This is a genomic window from Paraburkholderia caledonica (genome assembly GCF_000383275.1).
Lineage (GTDB): Bacteria > Pseudomonadota > Gammaproteobacteria > Burkholderiales > Burkholderiaceae > Paraburkholderia > Paraburkholderia caledonica.
This window is the reverse complement of sequence record NZ_KB911046.1, coordinates 42,017-62,315: the sequence shown is the minus strand read 5'-3', so window position 1 is coordinate 62,315 and position 20,299 is coordinate 42,017. Positions and strand designations below refer to the sequence as shown.

The following is a 20,299-nucleotide window of genomic DNA, read 5'->3' as shown; positions in this document are numbered from 1 at the left end:
CACTGAAGCGTCTGCTCCCTATATTTCCGATATTCCGGTAAGGGTTGTCAGCGTGTACGGGCGTACGACACTCGATATGCTATCGAGCGGACCCTTCGTGCTGGTGAAGTGGCCGAACGGCTGCTGCCCGGACAGCAGGCGGTGGCACACGGGAGACACGCGTCATAAGCACACTGGCGACGACCGGCACGTGATCTTTCTCTGGCTAGCACTGTAGCGGCCTGTCCGCACCGTCAAGGTCCGTGACGCGTGCGGTTCCACCAGTGCTTACCGGCTGCATGCTGGAAAATCCGTTCGCGAGGATCGTCTCCCGGAGCCCGTGCAATGACAAAAAGGACCACCAGCGTCAGCACTGCGCCCGCAACGGCAATCTGCACCAGAAGATCCATTATCATCTTCGCCTCCATAAGGGTTGTGCATCCAACAAGAGCTCCTGGCCGCCACGATTCGGATTCGTCCAAGACCGTCAGGCGGCCACCTTGAACAGGACACCGCAAGATACGCGATCAAGCAGCAATGCGTGGTTTTCTCCCGACCACCAGCGCGCAAAGAAACCGTGGGGATGATGTCCAATGACGATCAGGTCGACCTTCAGTGCGTCCGCCAGGCGGGAAATCTGGTCAACCGCGTTTCCGACCGAATAATGTCCCGTTGCAGTCACGCCCCACGCCCGCAGCCAGTCAATCCCCTCACGCAGGGTCTCTCGTGCCGCCTGCTCATCGACCTCGGGTTTCATCGACGACATAACGTCGAACCCGCTTGACCAGTAGGTGTAGGTGCAGTCGAAAATCGAAAGCAGATGGGTTTCAGCTTGCAACTGTTGCGCGAGGGCCGCACCGAAACGCAGCGCGAGGCGTCCTTCGGGTGTGGCGTCGTAGCAGAGAAGGATCCGGTTGAACGGGGCCATGGCGGATGCCTTTGTCAACTTTGGCTGCGTCATTCAGTCGAGCGATCAGATTGGTCGCCGCGAAATCGTTCAGGTGAACATCGGCACGGCCTCGATCAGCATGAAACCCAGTAAAGCGCCCAATGCTGCACCTAGCAGCTTGGGATGCCAGCGTTGCACCTGCGGAGTTCTGAGCAGGTCACCAACCAGGATCGTGCCAAGCAGCGCAAACGCAATCAGCAGGTAGCTGATTTCAAAATCGTTATTGATGACCATTGCGCCTTCCCCTTCAGTTCGCAGTGAGACCGCGCGTTCAAAGCCTCGAGTGAAGCACTTTTGCCGACACACCGGGGCCGCTTGCCCGGTTGTTATCTTGCGCCGGTTGTATGTTCAATACGCCCGGGTTGCCTTAGGGGCCCTTGGTCCAATTATATATCATGGTGTGATACAAATATAGTAACTGCTAATCGTGTCCTTGGATAACGCTAGTGTGAGATTTCGGTTCGCACCGCAAGTCAAGGCGTTTCAACGGTTTTGGGCGATTTTTGATGCGTTGGGGTGGGTATGCTTGGGCCTCTGCGCTGGATGAATCGAGTGTAAGCTTGGTAATGAGCGACTTATCGAGCAAAAGGTGGTCTATGGCGATGATGGCAACGCTCGAAAGGTGCCGAAATAGCTAAGGCATGACATTTTTAACGCGGTTGTGCGCCTGACGACGTCCTCATTTGTTTTGACCGGCGACTCGTTCCGGATCAGATAGAAGCCGTCGGTCAGCACATACGGCGCGGTAATCGCAATCTTCTCGCCGCGCAACGCATCGACGGCGAAGAAACCGAAATCGGCGCGCTCCTCGCTTACGGCGTGCACCGATTTGCCGGCCGTGTCGAAGACCACGAGTTCCAGTTCTACACTCAGCGTTTTCGCGAACGATCGCACGAGATCGACCGCGACGCCGAAAGGCTCGCCGGTTTGCGGATTTTTGCTGGCGAGCCCGGGTGCCCAGATTGATCGACGCGCGCATCGTGCCCGTGAGCTGAAGGCGGAAAGAATGGCTGATCGATGGGCAGTGGTTTACCAACGCCGGTTTGATCTAAAGGAAAGTGTTCGTGACACCGCTGGGTCGGCGCCTGACAACGCCATCGCGGCAGTCGTCTACCCGCCGCCCCTTTGCAATGTTGGCCCGCTCAACCCCAAAGCCGTATTGATGAGCGCGAGATGACTGAGCGCCTGAGGGAAATTGCCAGCAAGTTCGCGGCGCTGGACGTTGTATTGCTCGGAGAGCAATCCGACATCGTTGGCGGTGGCCAGCACTCGTTCGAAATGTTGCCGCGCTTCCAGTGTGCGTCCTTGCAGGTTCAGGCAATCCGCCATCCAGCAGGAGCAGGCGAGGAACGTCCCTTCGCTCGGGCCGCACGGGTTGCGATGGTGGCGCCGTATAAGTCCGCCTTCGCTTAGTCCACGGCGAATGTTTTCGATGGTCGAAGCCATCCGCGGGTCGTCCGCGGAAATGAAACCGACCAGCGGCATCAGCAGCAGACTGGCGTCGAGTTCTTCGCCACCGTAGTACTGCGTGAAGGTGCCGAGCCCTTCGTTCCAGCCTTCGCGAAGTGCTTCCTGACGAATGCGATCGCGCAGCACGGAGAGCCGTTGGACAGTCGCGGTCCCCGCGCTGCCAGGCTGACGGCGTTTGACGAAGCGGTCGAGCGCAACCCAGACCATAACGCGCGAGTATGTGTAATGGCGCGGCGTTGCTCTCGCTTCCCAGATTCCGGCGCCCGGGAGGCGCCACACTTTCTCCAGGTGTTCGACAATGCGCGTCTCGATCAGGTCCTCGTGGGGCGCGGGGTCGAGTCCGCCCCGCCGTGCGACGTCGAGACAGTCGATCACTTCTCCCAGCACATCGAGTTGATGCTGATGAGCCGCGGCATTGCCGACCCGAACCGGCTTGGCGTAGCGATGACCGGGCAGCCAGTCCACGGTCCACTCGCGGAGATGACGCCCGCCATCCACGCGATACATGATCCTGCTTCTTTCAGGCTCGATCGAAATGGTGCGTAGTAACCAGTCACGCCATGCACGGGCTTCTCCATGAAACCCCGCATTGAGCAGGGCGACCATGGCGAAGCTCGTGTCGCGCAACCACGCATAGCGATAGTCCCAGTTCAATTTGCCGCCTGGCGCTTCGGGCAGCGAGGTCGTCGGCGCGGCCACGATCGCGCCGGTACGGCGATGCATTAGCGCTTTCAGCGTCAACAGTGAGCGACGAACCGCCTGCGGCCAGGCGGTCCGGCTGTCGTCGAACGAGGCGATCCAGTTGCGCCAGAAGCGCTGCGTTTCATCGAGCGCGTGCTGGACATCAAGCGGTTGCGGCGGCGCCTCGTGTGCGCGCTTGCAGGTCATCGTGAAGCTCACGCAATCGCCTGCCTTGACCGTGAAGCGCGAACGAATGGTGCCGGCCGCCAACTCGATGTGTGCGTCTGTCCGAAGTACGACGCAGTCCGGTCCGATGCGCGCCTCGACCGCGCCGTCGCGGCGTTCGAGCAACGGAGCCAGTTCACCGTAATTGAAGCGCAAACGTAATGCCGAGTCCATGTCGACTACGCCGTGCAATCCTGTAACGATGCGGATCACCGAACTCGGACCGTCGCCGACCGGCATGAAGTCAGTCACGCGAACGGCGCCGTCCTGGACTGCGAAGTCGGTCTCCATGATCAGCGTGTCGCGCTGATAACGCCGCGCGTGGCCTTTGATGGCGGCGACCGGCGACAGCATCCAGTGGCCGTTGTCGGCAGTGCCGAGAAGCGCGGCGAAACACGCATCGTCATCGAAACGAGGCCAGCACAGCCAGTCTATCGAACCGTCACTGCTGAGGAGAGCCGCCGTCTCGCCGTCGCCGAGCAGCGCATAGTCCTCGATCGGGCGGCTCATGGCTCAGCTCCGCCGTCTCGCCACGGCGCGAAGCAGGCTCAGTGCGCCCACGCCCGCGACTGCCCAGAAGAAGGTCCGATGACGATCGGTGAACATTTCCCATGAGTGCCGCGTCGCTTCGCCGTCGAACCTGCCGTGCGCCGCATAATCGCCTTGTACCGGTTCGAACAGATTGCCGGCAGCGCTGTTTTCGAGCGGCTCGTTCGTCAGCTGACCCGTATAGCCCGACTTCGCGAGGTAGCGGTCGATGAGCGCGGGCGCAACGCGGTTGGCCAGTATTGCTTTCACGGTCGAGAATCCCACCCACACTTCGCGACGACGGTGAGTCGCCGCGAAAAAGATGGCCCGTGCGGCGACCTCCGGTTGAAAGACCGGCGCCACGGGCCGGGCGCGCTTGCCCATCTTGTTGCGAGCCCAGTCGAACTGCGGTGTGTTGACGGCGGGTAGATCGACCATCGTCAGATGGACCTTCACACCGTCGTGAATGATCTCAGAGCGCAGAGAATCCGTGAAACCGCGAATCGCGAACTTGGCGCCGCAATAGACTGATTGCAGCGGCACTGAGCGGTAGCCGAGCGCGGAGCCGACGTTGACGATCGTTCCGCGGTTGCGTGTGCGCATGCGCGAAAGCGCCGACATCATTCCGTGCACCTGGCCGAGATAGGTGACTTTCGTGCCCCGCTCGATTTCGTCGGGCTCGAGGGCAGAGACTGGCGCAAACGCGGTCGCCATCGCAACGTTGACCCAGACGTCGATCGGACCGAGCGTCTCTTCCACGCGCGATGCACCTGCATCCACGGCGCTCGCGTCGGCGACGTCGGTGGGAAGGGCAAGTGCGCGCACGCCGAAGCCCGCTTCGATCTGAGCGGCAGCCCGCGTGAGCCGGCCTTCGTCGCGCGACAGCAGCGCGACGTCATAACCGTGGCGCGCAAACTCATCTGCGGCCGCGCGTCCCACGCCCGCACCGGCACCGGTGATGACGGCTACCTTGCGTCCAGTAACGGTTGTTCGCATCAGAGGTCTCCTCGCGCCGCAAGCGCTTCGATCCTGTCGGCGGTGCGCATGGCGATTGCCTGTATGGTCAGCGACGGATTCACGCCGCCAACGGTCGGAAACACGGAGCCGTCGCAGATCCATAGGTTGTCGATGTCCCAACTGCGGCAGTCGGCATTGACCACGCTCGTCGCCGGATCGTCGCCCATGCGGGCCGTGCCGTTCAGGTGGCACGTGTCGTCGGTTTCGCGCCAGATGTCGCGCGCGCCGGCCGCTTCAAGTGCGAGGCTCATGAAATCGAGCGAATGCCTGACGAGCCGCTTGTCGTTGTCGCACAGCGAATAGGTCACTCGCGCAACAGGCAAACCGTACTGATCCTTCTCGTCGGCGAGTGTCACGCGGTTGCGCTCCTGCGGCATGGCTTCGCCGACTATCTTCAGCCCCGCCTGATGGTTGTATTTCCGCATCTCGTCCTGCAACTGCTGGCCCCACAGACCTCGGCCGTTCTGTGTCGATACCCACGCGACCGGCAACGGTCCTTGACTCATGTAGCAATAGCCGCCGAAGAAGTCCTTGCCCTTATCCTCGTAATTCCAGTGCTCAGTGAGAGATAGCGAAGGCGGCCCCTTGTACCACCGGATTTCCTCGTCCATCGTGCCCCAGACTGCCTGATTCAACTGCACCATCAGATTCTTGCCAACGAGGCCGGAACTGTTGGCAAGGCCATCCGGGAAGCGCTCGGTCGCGGACATCAACAACAGGCGCGGCGTTTCAATTGCATATCCCGCAACGACGACGTTGCGCGCCCGCTGGAACTGCCAGCGGCCTTCGCGCATGTATTCGACGCCACTCGCGCGTCCGTCGTGGCCCATGGCGATGCGGCCGACCATCGCGAGATCGCGAACCTCGGCGCCGGCACGGACGGCCCGCGGTATCCAAGTGACGAGCGCGCTTTGTTTGGCGTTGGTGGCGCAGCCGGACACGCAGAAGCCGCGGTAGACGCACGGATGGGCGTCGCCTCGCGGCGCCGAGACGGTCGCGAGCGGCGTGGGCGACCAGTCGATGCCCAGCGCCTCGCAGCCGCGCGCCAGCACGAGCGCGGACGCATTTAATTCATGCGCGCGATACGGATAGCGCGGCCGCTTCGGACCCCACGGATAGTTCACCGGACCCGCGATCTTCAGCGCCTCCTCGACTTCGCCGTAGTAGCGCCACATCTCGCGCCAGTCGAGCGGCCAGTCCGCGCCGTAGCCGAGTAGCGAACGCGACCTGAACCACTCAGGCCGGAAGCGCAACGAGACCATAGCGAAGTGGACGGTGCTGCCGCCCACCGCTTTGCCGCTGTTGTTGTTACCGAGGTGAAGCGGGTTTCCGCCGTCGCAGATGCGCTCGTCCGTCCAGAAGAGCTTGCCCTGATGCGTCTCGTCCGAGGCGAACTCTTCGAGCGGGCGCCACCACGCACCCGCGTCGAACGCGACGACCTTGAAGCCTTTTTCCGCGAGACGGCAGGCGAGGGTGCCGCCGCCGGCGCCCGTGCCGACGATCGCGAAATCGACCGCTTCGTCCTGCGGATACTCGCGCATTGGAATCCATGCAGCAGGGCGAAAGACGTCGGGCGCGCGTCCGTTCTTGCCGCGCGGGACGAGTTGCGCATCGTGTGGGTCGTCAGCGGACACGGCGATTCTCCTTGTATGCCTGGTCTTCGCGGCCCGGCCTGGCCTCCGCTGCTTCCCAGGGATCGCGCCGGTTGGCCACCATGCGGACGTAACCGCGCGGATTGGCGGGTCCGCCGAAACCGATCTCGCTCCACGCATGAGGATGCGCGTAGTACATCCCGCAGATGTCATGCAGCACGCGCTTCGCAAAGAAGACCGCACCCGGCATGCCGCGCCATTCTGGGTCATCGAGCCTGCCTTCCTGCATGTCGGTGAGCAGCGCGTGGCGAGCTTCATCGGCGATGCTGGAGAACGGCAGTTCGTGGCGACTCCGGCTTTCCGCATCGAGCGCGCGAAGACCAATGCGCCACGCGTCGCGCATGGGCGGCAGACGCGCGTCGCGATAGCCGTCGCCGACGTTGTTTGCGAGTCGTGCATCGACGAGCGCGGCGACGGGAACCACTGGGCGCTCCCGGTCTTGCGGCACGATGCACGCGCAGAGCGCACAGAGCGCCTGCCATTCGATGGCATCGAAGAAATGCGGCTCGTGCGGCGTCGCCAGACGCTCGTCGATCACGGTGCGCGTCACGTCGTCCCATGAGGGCGTATCGCGTTTCGCCGTCACGTCATAGCCGGGATAGCGGGGCAGTCCGGTCATTTCTTTTCTGTCTCCCGAAGACGAAGCGCGCCCAGGGCCGCGAGCGCAAGCGCCGAAAAGCTCGGCGGCGCGGGCAGGGGCGGGCCGTTGAAGAGATTCTGGCTCCAGTTGCGCCAGCCGCCGCGAGCGCGCGCGACGCCGCGGGCATGAAAGCCCACGCCGATAAAGCCGAGCGCCGTCGTGACACGCAGCCATAGCCGCGTGAACCAGTGATCGCGGGGCTCTGCAAGCGCTGCGTTAATGAGCAGCGCCGAGGCGACCGGCGGAATCACGATAGGCGCATACATGACCGGGTTCTGGAACGAGCCCCTGAAGTGCAGCAGCGCGACTTCGCCGATCGTGCCGACCAGCCCGGCGCTCGTGAGCAGCGCGAGCGCCTGACCTGCGGGCATGCCAAAGAGACGCGGCTCGTGCGCGGGCTCGTCTCGCAGCCGTTCGGACACCGCACCCAGCGCGCCCGAGAGCAGCAGCGCCATTGGCGCGCCAATCGGTGCCGCATAGAAGAGGTTGTGCCAGCTCCATCCGCCGGGGCGCTTTGTGATGTTGTACAGATGGAAACCCGTGCCCGCAACGCCCGCCAGGGCCGCGCTCAGGTAAATCGAATCCCGCACCGGATGCCGCGCCGGCTCGCGGTCCGTGCCGCCATGGAGACCCGCAAGAAGCGACAGCGTGGAGACGGCGAGCGGCGTGTACATCGCCGGATTGTCGAACGAGCCGCGATAGTGCTCCATCGCGCTGTCCGTCAGCACGGACAGCGCAAGCAGCGCCGAACTGCTGTTGAAGGTGCGCGCCGTGTCGATGTGCGTCCGTGCCGGCGAGGCCGGCGTCTCGCGTCCGCCAAGGCGCACCAGTGCGAAGGCCGCAGCGGCGAGGCCGCAACCGATAGCGATGTCGATCGATCCTGTTTGCGTCATTTTTCGTGTCTCGTACCGCGAGTCTCAAACCGCATACCGGTGCGCATCCGCATGTTTGAAATCAAGCCCGCAGCCGGGCCGCGACCAGTCCGGCGCAATAGCGCCGTTGCGCGCACGCGGTGCGCCGTCGAAGAGCATCGATTCGATGCGTACATGATCGTGAAACCATTCCTGATGCCGCAGCCGCGGCGCCGCGCACGCGACATGAAGATGCAGCGCGGGCGCGCAATGCGCAGACAGCGGCACGTGATAGGCATCGCAGAGCGCGGCCACGCGCAGGAAGCCGGTGATGCCGCCGCAGCGAGTGACGTCCGCCTGCAAGACATCGATGGCTTCATTGGCGAGTAGCACGCGAAAATCGTCGAGCGTGTAGCCGTATTCCCCGGCGGCCAGTTCCATGCCCGCGGGCAATGCATCGCGCAGCAATGCGAGGCCGGCCACGTCATCCGATGAAACGGGCTCTTCGAACCATTCCACGCCGTATTGCGCAAACTCTTGCGCGTAGAACAGTGCCTGCTTGCGATCCAGCGCGCCATTTGCATCGACGAACAGACCGGCTTGGGCGCCGATGGCGTCGCGGGCAACTTGCACGCGATGCGGGTCGCGCACCGACTCGGTGCCAATCTTTATCTTGACCCAGCGGCATCCGTCTTCATGCACCCAGCGACCGAGTTGATCGCGTATTTGGTCGTCCGTGTAAGTGGTGAAGCCGCCGCTGCCATAGAGCGGGATGTGGCTGCGCGCCGCGCCGAGCAGCCGCGCGAGCGGCATGTCGAGCAGCCGCGCCTTGACGTCCCACAGCGCGCAGTCGAGCGCCGATATGGCAGTAGCGGCGATCCCCGAACGGCCGATGTTGCGCACGCGCTGCTGCATGCGCAGCCACAGTGCGTCGACATTCCAGGCGTCTTCGCCCATGATCGCCGACGCTAGCGTGGCCTCGATGAACTGCGCAGTGGCCGCGTCGTTATAGGTGTAGCCGAGGCCGGTCTTGCCCGCTGCCGTGACCTCCGCCACGACGAGCGTCGTGGACTGCCATGCGTAGGTGCCGTCCGCTTCCGGGCGATCGGTGGGAATGGTGTAGGCGCCGGTCCGGATGGATTCGACCGGCGCTTCGCGGTGGGTCAGGTGCATGGCGCGTGCTCGACTACTTGTCCTTGTGACCCGGCAGCACCGCGCCGAGTACCTGTTTCGCGGTATCGATGATCACGTTCCCCTCGTCGGGATCGCCTTCGAACAGCGTCGTGGCGAACGCTTTCGCCTGTTGGAGCGTGATGTGCGGCGGCAGTGGCGGCACGTTGGGATCGGCCTTGACTTCGATGACCACCGGACGATCGGACGCCAGCGCTTCGTCCCAGGCCGCAGCCATACGCGCGGCGTCGTCGACATAGATACCGCGCAAGCCGATCAACTCGGCGAAGCGGTGATAAGGCACAGACGGAATGTCCTGCGACGCTTCGAACTTAGGGTCTCCATTCATCACCCGCTGCTCCCACGTAACCTGGTTCAGGTCCTCGTTATTGAGCACCATGCAGATCCAGCGCGGGTCGGCCCATTGCTTCCAGTACTTCGATACCGTGATGAGTTCGGCCATATTGTTCATCTGCATCGCGCCGTCGCCAACGAGCGCGATGACGGGCCGCTCCGGATGCGCGAACTTCGCGGCAATGGCGTAGGGCACCGCTGCGCCCATCGACGCGAGCCCACCCGAGAGCGAGCACATCATGCCGCGCTTGATCTTCAGATCGCGCGCGTACCAGTTCGCGCAGGACCCCGAATCGCTGGTCACGATCGCATTCGGCGGCACGCGCGGCGATAGCTCCCACACCGTGCGCTGCGGATTCACGCCGCTCGTGCCGGACTCCAGCGCGCGCTTCTCGAGTTTCTTCCACCAGTCTTCCATCCAGCCTTCGATGTCCTTGCGCCATTCGCGCTCCGTCTTCTTTTCCAGGAGCGGAATCAGCGCGCGCAAGGTCTCGGCGCTGTCGCCGACAAGATTGACTTCCATCGGATAACGAATTGAAAGCATGTCGGGCTTGATGTCGATCTGCACGCCGCGTGCCGCGCCTTCTTTCGGCAGGAACTCGGAATACGGAAAGCCCGAGCCGATCATCAGCAACGTGTCGCACCTGGTCATAAGCTTGTAGCTCGGTTCGGTGCCAAGCAAACCAATGGAGCCGGTCACGAAAGGCAGGTCGTCGGGCAAGGCGGCCTTGCCGAGGAGCGCCTTCGCCACGCCCGCGCCGAGTTTTTCGGCAACGGCGATGACTTCGTCTGTCGCGTGCAGCGCGCCCGCACCAACGAGAATCGCGACCTTTTTCCCCGCGTTAAGGACTTCGGCGGCGCGTTCGAGATCGTCGGCGTAGGGAACGATCTTCGGCTCGCTGTAGCCGACGCCGGAATGCAAGGTGCCGTGCTTGCGCGGCGGCGGCTCGTACTTCAGTTCCTGAAGGTCATTCGGCAACACGATGGCTGTGACCTTGCGCTCGCCGAGCGCGGTGCGAACGGCGCGATCGACCAGATGACGAATCTGCGATGGCACGCTCGCCTGCTGCACGAACGCGCCGGCAACATCCTTGAACATCGCCTCGAGTTCGACCTCCTGTTGGTAGTGGCCGCCAAGCGATGCACGAGCCTGCTGCCCGGCGATGGCAAGCACCGGCATGTGGTCGAGGCGCGCGTCGTAAAGGCCGGTCAGCAGATGCGCGGCGCCCGGGCCCGACGTCGCGAGGCAGACGCCCAGTTCACCAGTGAACTTGGCGTGCGCCGAAGCCATGAACGCGGCCATCTCCTCGTGCCGCGTCTGGATGAATTCGATCTTGCCGTCGGCGCGATTGAGCGCGCCTAATATGCCGTTGATGCCATCGCCCGGATAGCCGTAAATGCGGCGCACGCCCCAGGCAGAGAGACGGTCGATGAGAAAGTCGGCAACGGTGGTAGACATGGTTTGCTCCAGCGAGACGGCAATGAAATCGCGTCGGGTGTCGGATAGATGTATCACGTTGTGATGCAAATGGTGTGCCGCACCTTATATGATCGATGAAACGCAGTCTGACCGCGCATCGGAATTCCGTGAGAAGGCGGTGGGGCCATGGCACGTTGTGGCGGTGTGCGGCGCGGGAAGGTGGCAGACAGCGCGGAGCGTTGCGAGGCGGTAGTACTGTGTTCTTACCCGAGAGGCACGGTACAAATTTCAACCGTTTGAAGGAATGTCATGCGGTAACTGTGGTACGTGTCGGTGCGGCCGCTCGAAGTCAGCGTGTGCGGTCGCGGTGCGGTGCGTCATTGCAATGCCCTCGCCGATGAGCGTCGTCGCGTTACCGATGGGTGTTGAAGCCGTACACCGCGATGCAGTCGTCGCAGACGTCAATTCCCGGCCGAACGCATCAAGGCGGTGGAGTCCTCAGATGGCAACCGGTTTGTCTCCAATGGCAGGTTGGCGACGGCATTCTCAAGCGGTAGCAGTAACAAGCTTGGGGCGAAGTAGTGGGCAGCCTGTTTGTCACTGAAGCGGTCCGGCGTCGTCGACCAGCTTGCGCGTTGGTCTCCAATCGTATTTCCGGCAGATGCGAGGACTTTCGCTGCGTAGTCTGAAGGGCAAGCGTGCACCACCAGCGCTTGCGTCTCATTTAATCATTCCGTATGGTCGTGCGCTGCAATGGATGTCGGGGAAGACCGACGCAGGCTGGCCAGCTTTTCTAGTCGCACGGAGAACAAATTCACGCAAGTATCCGGAAACACGATTTGCAAACGGAAGTGCTCGTACCTATTTCAGCGCTTCTGAGAGTTCGTTCCAGAACGAGTGGGGAAGTTCGCCGGTCAACGTGATGCGTTGCGGTACGCTTCCGATGAACTTCCGGGTTCGGCCATGAACAGACGGTCGACATCGGAACGTGAATCGTCGACAATCGGTCGCATCCCCTCTTTTCGAGCAACGCATGTATTCCATCGACCTTGGGCTCATGAGGCTTGATTTCAAGGCAGCGATAATCAATGTGCCGCGAAATGGCGACTATGACTGGATGAATGCAGACTGGATAGATGCGCAGCAGGGAATTGAAATTGTCCAGTCAGAACGGTCGGCCACGGTATTTTGCACGACGGGACGCTTTGCGCAAAAAGGTCCTCACTTGATCGAAGTCGTGTTGCCGCATCTCTATTCTGAGAAGTCGTTGCGCACCTTCTGTCCAAACCAAATACGTCAGGATTTGCCCGAAAGCATGGTGCGAGACGCCATGAAAATCGAGCACTTTTCATGGGGGATGTGACTCGTATATCCGCTGGTATAACGCGAAGCGTATCAAGGTCGCGCTCGGTTCCCTCAGCCCTATCGAATACCGGCAAACTCTTGGAATTGCGGCGTAAATCAGTCCAAGAATTTGTCCGCACCCCCAGTGGGTCAATTCTGCGCGCCCGTTAACACTGCGCGCCAACAGGCTGGAGAAATTCGAGAGCTACCCCAAGGAAAGACGTATCACGGCGGATGCCTCCTGCAAGCTGCTCAACAGGCGAGCGTTCAACCCGGTATCAAAGCGCTGAACGCTGCCTACTAGTGCCAGCGCAGCTACGCAATCACCTTCGGCATTGAAAATTGGAACAGCCACTGCGCCGAGCCCGGATTCCAGCTCGCCTTGCGAACGATAAAAGCCATCCTTCCGGATTTTCGTCAGCACGCTCAAAAACTCCTGCCAAGTATCTCCCATGCCATTGAGGCCGATCTCCTTGGCGTGGGTTGCGTAAATCTTCTTGAGCGAGCTACGCGGCAGGTGCGCAAGCAGAACTTTTGGGGAAGCAGCAAGGAATAAGGGGCGGGGCCGCCCGCGCCCATAAGAAAGGTGAAGATTTTTTTCCGCGCTGACGCGATGGACGTCGATGACCTGCGGCCCGGCAAACATCACACTGAGTGCCGCGTCAAACTTGGTGCTGGCCGCCAGCTTGCGCATGACCGGATCGGCCGCGAACAACACCGGGTCGGTTTGTCGCAACTGATAGTCCAGCGCGATGATGCGCCCGCCGAGGGAGTAGCGCCCCGCCGCGACTTTTTGCAATAACCCCGCCTCGACCAATTCCTTCACATAGCGGTAACCCGTGGGGCGGGAATAGCCCAAAACATCGTTGATTTTGTCCGGTTGCCAGATCGGATTTTCCTCGGTGAATAGATCGAGAATGGCAAGAACCCGGCCGGGGCTGCTCATATTAGATTTAGGTATTGAAGTTCAAAGTGAACATGACAGCGGCCTGTGGCCACCTCGTTATACACATCTCGGTTCATGCGACCTCACTCCGAAGCGCACGTAGCGTTTCGGCGGATATGATAACGCCCCACAAGCCCGAGACGTAGAACTTCGTTCAGTTTTGGCTTGCCCTTGGGCATTCGCTTTTTCATCAACAGGTCGGTGCGGTGAATCTCGTCCGGATCGAAGAACAGTGCAGCATCCAGGTCTGGGCACGTCCTGCCCATGTGCATCATGTAAGCGATGCGCCATGCCACGATCATGAATAGCGCCAGCGCCTTGTCGATGCGTTCAACAGCGCCCAACTGCAAGTCTTCCACGCAGCAGCCGTTCTTCAGGACATGGAAGTAAATTTCGATCTCCCGCCTGGCCCGGTACCACTCGATAAGCTCCACCAGCTCGTCGCTGCCAGCAGGAAGGCGATTGCTCAGCAGGCGCCACTCGACCGGCGGCTTGACGCCCTTGGGCGCATTGCCCCACGTTTACAAGCCCTTTGGGACTTGTGTGTGTGGAATGCCTTGGGCGGGGCGACCTCCGTCGCGATCACGCACGTCACCGCAAGTCCGCATTTCAACGTCACGCGTTTCATGCGCAACGACTGCTCACCGTGCGAGCCTTCTGCCCCGCACGGGCCGCTATGACGAACTGAATCTCGCCCACGGCCCGGGGCCCTCCGACCTTCTGCCAAAGCCTGTCGCCGCCCTCCAGGCTGCAGTTGTGTGTCGAGCGAATCAGCCAGTCCGCTGGCGTCCCAAGCTCATCGGCGCGCTGCATCAGCGCCGCGATGTCTACTTCCCGGTCGGCCACGTACACCAATCGTGTGTCCTGCAGCTCCGCCGCTCGTTCGGCGATCCGTTCGTATCCTTCGATCCAGCGCGTGCTTTCCTTGATACCACCGCGCTTGCCGTCGGCATCCTTGGGCTCGCGCGCCCACATCCATGCATCCAGCACGCCCAATCCCACCCTATCCGGGCTGACCGCATAAGTCGGATGAAGGTAATGCCCCGCCGAGCCTCGTAATTCAGCGGCCCCAAGCCACTGACGTCCTGGCCGTTGAAATCCAGTTCCGTTGTGTCCTGGATGCACAACACGACAGCATGCTCGCGCATACGCTCCCACGTGCTTCGCCAATGCGGCTGCATGATGTCGTGCCACTCGAACGCCGTGTTCTCCATGAAACGGTAGACGCCCATCGTCTCGGCCCAGCCTTGGCACGCGAGCGGAATGCTCGCCGTCGGCTTCTCTGCAAACCGCGTCAGCAGTGTCTTTGCCCGTTCGTTGCGCCTCGCGTCGCCAAGATCCACGCCTTCCAGCTCCCTATATGCCCAGCTATCCGTTTCTCTCGCCATCTGGTGCCGCCACAAAAGGCAAGAATAAGCGCCGATTTGCTTCCGTTTACAACCCCCAGACCCGGCCCCACATCGCCCGCCTTCCCTTGTCCATCAAGGCCTGGCGGACTTCTGTATAACTAGGGTGGCCTGTGGCTGGTGCGTCGCCCTGCCGTGATTGCGAGACCAGCGAACTCTATTCGCGATGAATGGTGCGTGATAGGCCGACTAAGTTCTCATTTCACACCCATGCGCTGCGCCATCTCCGCACGCCAAACCGACCGCGGTCTGAAACCCGGCAGCGTGCGGGCATGCGATTCCAGGCGCTGCATCAGCGTGCTTCTATCCTTTAGGTCGATCGCCACGCGCATGGGTTGTGAAACGTACCAAGGCAAATCGAAATAGAGCTCCAGCCGATTGCCTTCTGGGTCGGGCACGTAGATGGAAAGCGCATTGCCGTGTGTCACCGGCGTGATATTGGGCAGATTCTCGGCCAGCAGAGTCTCGTGCATGTCGCACAGCGTATCCAAGCTGTCTGTTTTGAGCGAAATCTGGTTGATGGGATTGAAGGGCATATCGTTGGGGCGCCCCGTCAGAAGCACGATCTGGTGGTGCTCGTCCGGGTCTCGACTCAGAAACACGAGGTCCATCATTCCGTTCGGCCCGGGCAACTGGCCTCGGTCCGTCACGGTGAAATCGAGCAGGCGAGTGTAGAAGTCTGCGACCTTCGCAATGTCGGTCACGAACATGCCGAAGTGACTGAACTTGAAGCCGGACTGATTCGGGGTTTCCAGTGACATAGGGTTTCTCCTTGGATTGACAGTGATCCATGGTATCAGTTTCAATCTCAATCAATGAGATTTTACAACTTAAGAGGTGATTCGATGAGTCAGGCGAGCTTCGAGTGCCGCAACATATGCCCAGTGCCATTTGCAGCCAGCATCGCGATCGACGGCTACGGCTGCCGGCCGTACCCGATAGCGTTCGCAGTTGTGGTCCCCGAGCTGTTCTTTCCTAAGGGGCGACCGTCTGGTCTGGCGGCCGGGCTGGCACAGTTCTTTGGATCGCCGTGATGGCGATCATCGCTCCAGATCCCTGCGCCTGTTCTCCGTGTTCATCAGCGAGACGCTCCCGTCGAGCATGCGCTGTGAAAGATCGGCCGTAATCAACCAGATCTCAAGGTCGCAAGTCGCCTTGCCGATCCATTCGGCGACGAGGCCTTCTGCGGCCACTCGCCGGTGTTTGCGAAGTCAATCGGGACAGCAACGAGAAAGAGGCGTGCGCCTGTGCCTCCTGCCCAGCAATGAAAATCCTTTCTGCCATGCCACTAACCACTACTACCATTGAAACTCCGGGTGTTGACGACGTCTATTGGCGCGAGGAATACGCGCAGATCGGCGAGGACGATGCCTTTCTTGCCGAAATCGTGGCGCAAGCCGACCTGCCCTCGCTTCTCACTGCGCTTGCAGCCGCCACCGGAGACTTGTCGATGCTGCGTCCGCACCTGCGCGCGCCATTTCCTCTTGTTGATACGGTTGCGCCTGCCCATGGAGGCATGAGCGAAGCCGCGCAAATCGAAGCCCGCGCACTGGCCCTGGTTGCACTCAAGCGCGTGCGCGACGAGGGCTTGACTCGGCCACGTCCTCTTGACGATGCCGAGACACGCATCCTGATCGATTTCCTCACGAACGGTGCCGGAGATGCCGATGCTGAGATCCTCACCCACGAGATAGATCTCGCCCCGAAAAAGCTCGGCGCGCCTGGTTGGAAATTCGACGATGTGGCGGGTGATCGCCAGTTCGCTGTCGCGGTCATCGGCACCGGCATGTCGGGCATTGGCGCCATGTATCGGCTCAAGCAGGCAGGCGTGCCATTCACGGCCTTCGAGAAGAACCCCGACGTTGGCGGCGTTTGGTGGGCGAACACCTACCCGGGCGTGCGGCTCGACACACCGACGTTCGGGTACAGCTTTTCATTTGCTCAGCGCACGGACTGGCCGCATGCATTCGCGACCGGTGGTGAAATTGAAGACTACGCTCGCGAGGTCGTTGCGCGCGCCGGACTTCGCGAGCACATCCGCTTCGGCACCGAGGTTCTCTCAGCCACCTGGGACGAGGCATCCGGCACTTGGGACGTGGTGAGTCGCACAGGCAATGACGAGCCGGAGCATCGCCGTTTCAATGCCGTGATTTCGGCGGTGGGTCAGCTCGAGCGGCCCAACATTCCTCAGATCGAAGGGCAGAACGAATTCAGGGGCGTGCGCATGCACTCGGCCCGATGGAACCACGACGTTGACCTCCACGGCAAGCGCGTCGCGGTCATCGGCACTGGGGCAAGCGCATACCAGATCGTTCCGAACATCGTTGATCGGGTCAAGCACCTTACCGTTTTCCAGCGATCCGGCCCTTGGATGGTTCCTGCCCCGAACTACTATGCCGACACTCCCAAGGCGCTGCGGTGGCTGAGTGACCATGTTCCATGCTATGGGCAATGGTTCCGGCTCTCGGGTTTCTTTCAGGCAGCGACCGGACGTCTGCACACCGCCGTCACCGACCCCGGTTGGACTCGAGAGGATTCAGTATCGGCAAAGAACCTGGAGGTGCGCGAAACGCTGACCGAGATCATTCGCGAACAGTGGAAAAGCCGCCCGGAACTCATCGACAAGATCGTGCCGACATACCCGCCCGGGGGCAAGCGAATGCTGCGCGACAACGGCGTGTGGGCCGCCGCGTTGCAGCGGCCAAATTCCGCGCTTGTCACCAGTCCCATCGTCCGCTTCACGGAAACTGGCGTCGTGACCGAAGACGGGGTGGAGCATCCGGTTGACGTCGTCGTTTATGCGACCGGATTCACCGCTGCCGAGTTCCTCGATCCCATGGAGATTCGCGGTGTCTCAGGGCGGACGATCAAAGAGCAGTGGCAGGGCGACGCGAAGGCGTGGGCTGGCATCGCCGTGCCGGACTTCCCCAACTTCTATATGGTGATGGGCCCGAACACGAACTACGTCGTGCACGGCAGCCAGCACTTCATGATGGAATGTGCCGCGGAGTTCGCCGTCGAGGCGATCCATCAAACTCTTGCACGAGGCATCAACGGCTTCGAGGTAAAGCCTGAGGTTCTTGATTCTTTCGTCGAGCGCGTCGATGCCGAGAACCAGCGCCGCGCCTGGGGCCGTCCGCAGATACGCACCTGGTACAAGAACCGCTTCGGCCGGGTCTCTCAGGTATGGCCCTTCAGCCATCGCGAGTACTGGCAACTCACCCATGACGTGGACTTTGACCACGACTTCATCTCGCATTGAGGCAATGGGCCTTCGGCCCGTAAAAAGAATATGGCGTTAGATAGTGCTTCGCAGGCATTGCTGCGATCCTGGGCCGCTGCCGCAGGGGCGAATGCAACCCCGTTATGGAAACTCGATGCCGCGCAAGCACGGGCAGCCGCCAGGCGCAGGGCGGTTCCGCATGACCCGGGACCAGAGATGGCGCGTGCTGAGGATGTCGCGATTCCGGTGCGCGATGGTTCCTCAATTGCCGCCCGGCTGCTGGTGCCTATCCGGCGACCACGGGGCTTACTGGTGTACGTGCATGGCGGTGGCTGGGTATTGGGCGAATTGCCGGGATTTGAGGCCATCGGACGCAAGCTTGCTGCGCGCACGGGCGCGGCAGTTCTGCTGGTGGGCTACCGCCTCGCGCCTGAGCATCCGTTTCCAATTCCGCTGCAAGACACATGGGACGCGCTGCAATGGGCGAGCACGCATAAGGTGGAGATTGCCGGAGACGAAGTCCCGCTGGTCATCGCCGGGGACAGCGCTGGCGGCAATCTGGCGGCTGTCGTCGCTCGCTGGGCGCGGGAGCGGAACAGCCCGAAGCTGGCGGCCCAAGTGCTGGTGTATCCCGTCACCGACGCCGACTTCACGCGCGCCTCGTACCAGGAGCCGGAGAACCAGACCGTCCTTCCGACGCCATCCATGACCTGGTTCTGGGATCAATACGTGGCCGATTCATCTGCACGCATGCATCCCGATGCATCTCCGCTGCGTGCCAAGGACTTGTCGGGCTTGCCTGCGGCATTCGTGGTGACAGGGCAGCACGACATCCTGCGTGATGAAGGACAGGCCTACGCCGCCGCAATGGCTGATGCCGGCGTGAAAGTGGAGCAGCATGAAATGGCAGGCCAGATGCACGGATTTTTCACCATGACAGGCATCCTGCCGGCTAGTGATCAGGTGCTGGAAAGAATAGGCGCCTTTCTTGATCGCAAATTGCTCGCATGAAGTCGCGCCATCCAACAGGCTGCCGAGCAACTCTTTCAAGACGAGTCGTCTACAGGCACTTGATCGGGCGGCGGCCCTACTTGTTCGGCGCTGCCTGCGCAATCACGCCCGTGCATTGGTGCGCGTTGATGAACGCTCTGGCGTCACGGCGCTTGTCCGTGACCAGCGTGTGCGGCGCGTGTCATCGTTAGATACCTCGCGCTGGCCATGGCCATCGGCAATGGTGACCGTACTGATGGCGATCTGTGCATCTTCTGAGATCTTGTCTTGCGACTCACGTGGGATCAACTTCCAGCGCCTGTCAGGCACCACGCGCCGACCGAAACGAAGTGCTTCGCCAGCTTGCCTGGGGATGGTTGAGGCTTGCATTCGAATCCTGAATGGCTTGACGATAGAACATAAATCTCGAATAATGAGATATATTAACTTTTATTGAAGGACGTTAAATGAAACTGGTGAGCTTCGAATGGCAAGGCCGTGTAGGTTTTGGTGCGGTGATCGATGCAGGCATCGTGGACTTGGGTCAGGCGTTCAATGGGCGGTATGTCAGCCTGAAGGATTTGCTGGCTGCAGATGCCGTGGGTGAAGCTGCCGAGCTGGTATCGGGGCGCCAGGCAGATGTCCAGATGTCGGACGTGACGCTGCTGCCGGTGATTCCCGACCCCGGCAAGATCTGGTGCTGCGGTCTGAACTACCACGAGCACGTTCAGGAAACCAACCGCGAAGTCACTGAACAGCCGACCTTCTTCTTGCGCGTGGCAAGTTCACAAGTCGGTCATGAGCAGGCCATCGTGCGGCCCAGGGAATCGACGCAGCTCGACTTTGAGGCGGAAATTGCCGTCGTCATCGGCAAGGGCGGGCGTCGCATCGCCCCGGCAGATGCGGCCCAGCACATCGCGGGTTATGCCTGCTACAACGATGGCAGCGTGCGCGACTGGCAGCGCCATACCTCGCAGTGGATTCCGGGCAAGAACTTTTGGCGCACCGGCGGATTTGGCCCCTGGATGGTGACCGCAGACGAAATTCCGTTTGACACGCGCCTGAAGATGGTGACGCGCCTTAATGGACAAGAGATGCAGAACACCACCACCGACATGATGATTCACAGCATCGCCAAGCAGATTGCTTACGTGTCCACCATTGCACCGCTTGAAGCGGGCGACGTCATCGTCACAGGTACGCCGGGCGGCGTCGGTGCACGACGCCACCCGCCAGTCTGGATGAAGGCGGGCGACGTGGTGGAGATTGATGTGGAGCGCATCGGCGTACTGCGCAATCCGATTGCTGACGAGCAGTGATCCGGCTCCGTACGAATTGAGCATCAGCCTCGGCTTCTTTCATGTTCAGGGTCTTCACAGACCGGCATGAAGACCCTATACCGATGCATGGTGGGCTGCGTTGGCCATCGCATGGCTTCCTGTCCTGAACAGAGC

Annotated in this window: 17 protein-coding genes and 2 pseudogenes; 5 read left to right on the top strand and 14 right to left on the bottom strand. The window is 61.4% G+C overall.

Annotated elements, in window-relative coordinates; all coding sequences use genetic code 11:
- Positions 1 to 233: 233 nt before the first annotated feature.
- The 11 genes and pseudogenes from H281_RS37045 to H281_RS0128145 all read right to left on the bottom strand — a co-directional run bounded on the left by H281_RS37045 (position 234) and on the right by H281_RS0128145 (position 10,975).
- Entirely contained in the window at positions 234 to 395 is a 162-nt protein-coding gene (locus tag H281_RS37045) for a hypothetical protein (RefSeq protein ID WP_164701958.1), read from the bottom strand.
- A 71-nt stretch (positions 396 to 466) separates the two neighbouring features.
- Positions 467 to 907: a universal stress protein gene (locus H281_RS0128190; protein ID WP_020070497.1), complete on the bottom strand. Its 441-nt coding sequence runs from the start codon at positions 905 to 907 to the stop codon at positions 467 to 469.
- A gap of 69 nt (positions 908 to 976) precedes the next feature.
- Positions 977 to 1,162: a hypothetical protein gene (locus H281_RS0128185; RefSeq protein WP_020070496.1), complete on the bottom strand. Its 186-nt coding sequence runs from the start codon at positions 1,160 to 1,162 to the stop codon at positions 977 to 979.
- 418 nt (positions 1,163 to 1,580) lie between these two features.
- Positions 1,581 to 1,907, bottom strand: a pseudogene (locus H281_RS35475) (transporter substrate-binding domain-containing protein); the annotation flags it as partial.
- A 131-nt stretch (positions 1,908 to 2,038) separates the two neighbouring features.
- Positions 2,039 to 3,814, bottom strand: a complete 1,776-nt coding sequence (locus H281_RS0128175) for a glycoside hydrolase family 15 protein (protein WP_020070494.1) — start codon at positions 3,812 to 3,814, stop codon at positions 2,039 to 2,041.
- Between the two features lie 3 nt (positions 3,815 to 3,817).
- Complete coding sequence (locus H281_RS0128170; protein ID WP_020070493.1) at positions 3,818 to 4,828, bottom strand: SDR family oxidoreductase; 1,011 nt, start codon at positions 4,826 to 4,828, stop codon at positions 3,818 to 3,820.
- The gene (locus tag H281_RS0128165; protein ID WP_020070492.1) at positions 4,828 to 6,483 is read right to left on the bottom strand and encodes a GMC family oxidoreductase; all 1,656 of its coding nucleotides are present in this window, start codon (positions 6,481 to 6,483) and stop codon (positions 4,828 to 4,830) included. The genes H281_RS0128170 and H281_RS0128165 overlap by 1 nt, the downstream gene beginning before the upstream one ends.
- Positions 6,473 to 7,120, bottom strand: a complete 648-nt coding sequence (locus H281_RS0128160) for a gluconate 2-dehydrogenase subunit 3 family protein (protein WP_020070491.1) — start codon at positions 7,118 to 7,120, stop codon at positions 6,473 to 6,475. The genes H281_RS0128165 and H281_RS0128160 overlap by 11 nt, the downstream gene beginning before the upstream one ends.
- On the bottom strand, positions 7,117 to 8,034 hold the full coding sequence (locus tag H281_RS0128155; protein ID WP_020070490.1) for a hypothetical protein: 918 nt from the start codon (positions 8,032 to 8,034) through the stop codon (positions 7,117 to 7,119). Before H281_RS0128155 ends, H281_RS0128160 begins: the two co-directional genes overlap by 4 nt.
- Before the next feature lie 24 nt (positions 8,035 to 8,058).
- Positions 8,059 to 9,165: an enolase C-terminal domain-like protein gene (locus tag H281_RS0128150; RefSeq protein WP_020070489.1), complete on the bottom strand. Its 1,107-nt coding sequence runs from the start codon at positions 9,163 to 9,165 to the stop codon at positions 8,059 to 8,061.
- A 13-nt stretch (positions 9,166 to 9,178) separates the two neighbouring features.
- Entirely contained in the window at positions 9,179 to 10,975 is a 1,797-nt protein-coding gene (locus H281_RS0128145; RefSeq protein ID WP_020070488.1) for a thiamine pyrophosphate-requiring protein, read from the bottom strand.
- A gap of 994 nt (positions 10,976 to 11,969) precedes the next feature.
- Here H281_RS0128145 and H281_RS0128135 point away from each other — a divergent pair.
- Together H281_RS0128135 and H281_RS36155 are read left to right on the top strand one after the other, a co-directional pair.
- Complete coding sequence (locus H281_RS0128135) at positions 11,970 to 12,299, top strand: hypothetical protein (RefSeq protein ID WP_020070486.1); 330 nt, start codon at positions 11,970 to 11,972, stop codon at positions 12,297 to 12,299.
- 7 nt (positions 12,300 to 12,306) lie between these two features.
- Positions 12,307 to 12,396: an IS3 family transposase gene (locus H281_RS36155; protein WP_241077925.1), complete on the top strand. Its 90-nt coding sequence runs from the start codon at positions 12,307 to 12,309 to the stop codon at positions 12,394 to 12,396.
- Between the two features lie 89 nt (positions 12,397 to 12,485).
- On the opposite strand, the gene H281_RS0128130 is transcribed toward H281_RS36155, so the two are convergent.
- The 3 genes and pseudogenes from H281_RS0128130 to H281_RS0128120 form a co-directional block, all read right to left on the bottom strand.
- Positions 12,486 to 13,226 carry an IclR family transcriptional regulator gene (locus H281_RS0128130; protein WP_020070485.1) on the bottom strand — a complete coding sequence of 247 codons (741 nt, stop codon included), beginning with the start codon at positions 13,224 to 13,226 and terminating at the stop codon, positions 12,486 to 12,488.
- 137 nt (positions 13,227 to 13,363) lie between these two features.
- Positions 13,364 to 14,614, bottom strand: a pseudogene (locus H281_RS37670) (IS4 family transposase); the annotation flags it as partial.
- A gap of 215 nt (positions 14,615 to 14,829) precedes the next feature.
- Positions 14,830 to 15,393, bottom strand: coding sequence for a VOC family protein (locus H281_RS0128120; protein ID WP_020070482.1), 564 nt, complete (start codon positions 15,391 to 15,393; stop codon positions 14,830 to 14,832).
- Between the two features lie 503 nt (positions 15,394 to 15,896).
- Here H281_RS0128120 and H281_RS0128105 point away from each other — a divergent pair.
- The 3 genes from H281_RS0128105 to H281_RS0128095 all read left to right on the top strand — a co-directional run bounded on the left by H281_RS0128105 (position 15,897) and on the right by H281_RS0128095 (position 20,164).
- Positions 15,897 to 17,894, top strand: a complete 1,998-nt coding sequence (locus tag H281_RS0128105; RefSeq protein ID WP_020070479.1) for a flavin-containing monooxygenase — start codon at positions 15,897 to 15,899, stop codon at positions 17,892 to 17,894.
- A 177-nt stretch (positions 17,895 to 18,071) separates the two neighbouring features.
- Positions 18,072 to 18,866, top strand: coding sequence for an alpha/beta hydrolase (locus H281_RS0128100; protein WP_020070478.1), 795 nt, complete (start codon positions 18,072 to 18,074; stop codon positions 18,864 to 18,866).
- A gap of 446 nt (positions 18,867 to 19,312) precedes the next feature.
- Positions 19,313 to 20,164, top strand: a complete 852-nt coding sequence (locus H281_RS0128095; protein ID WP_020070477.1) for a fumarylacetoacetate hydrolase family protein — start codon at positions 19,313 to 19,315, stop codon at positions 20,162 to 20,164.
- The last annotated feature ends 135 nt before the right edge of the window (positions 20,165 to 20,299 follow it).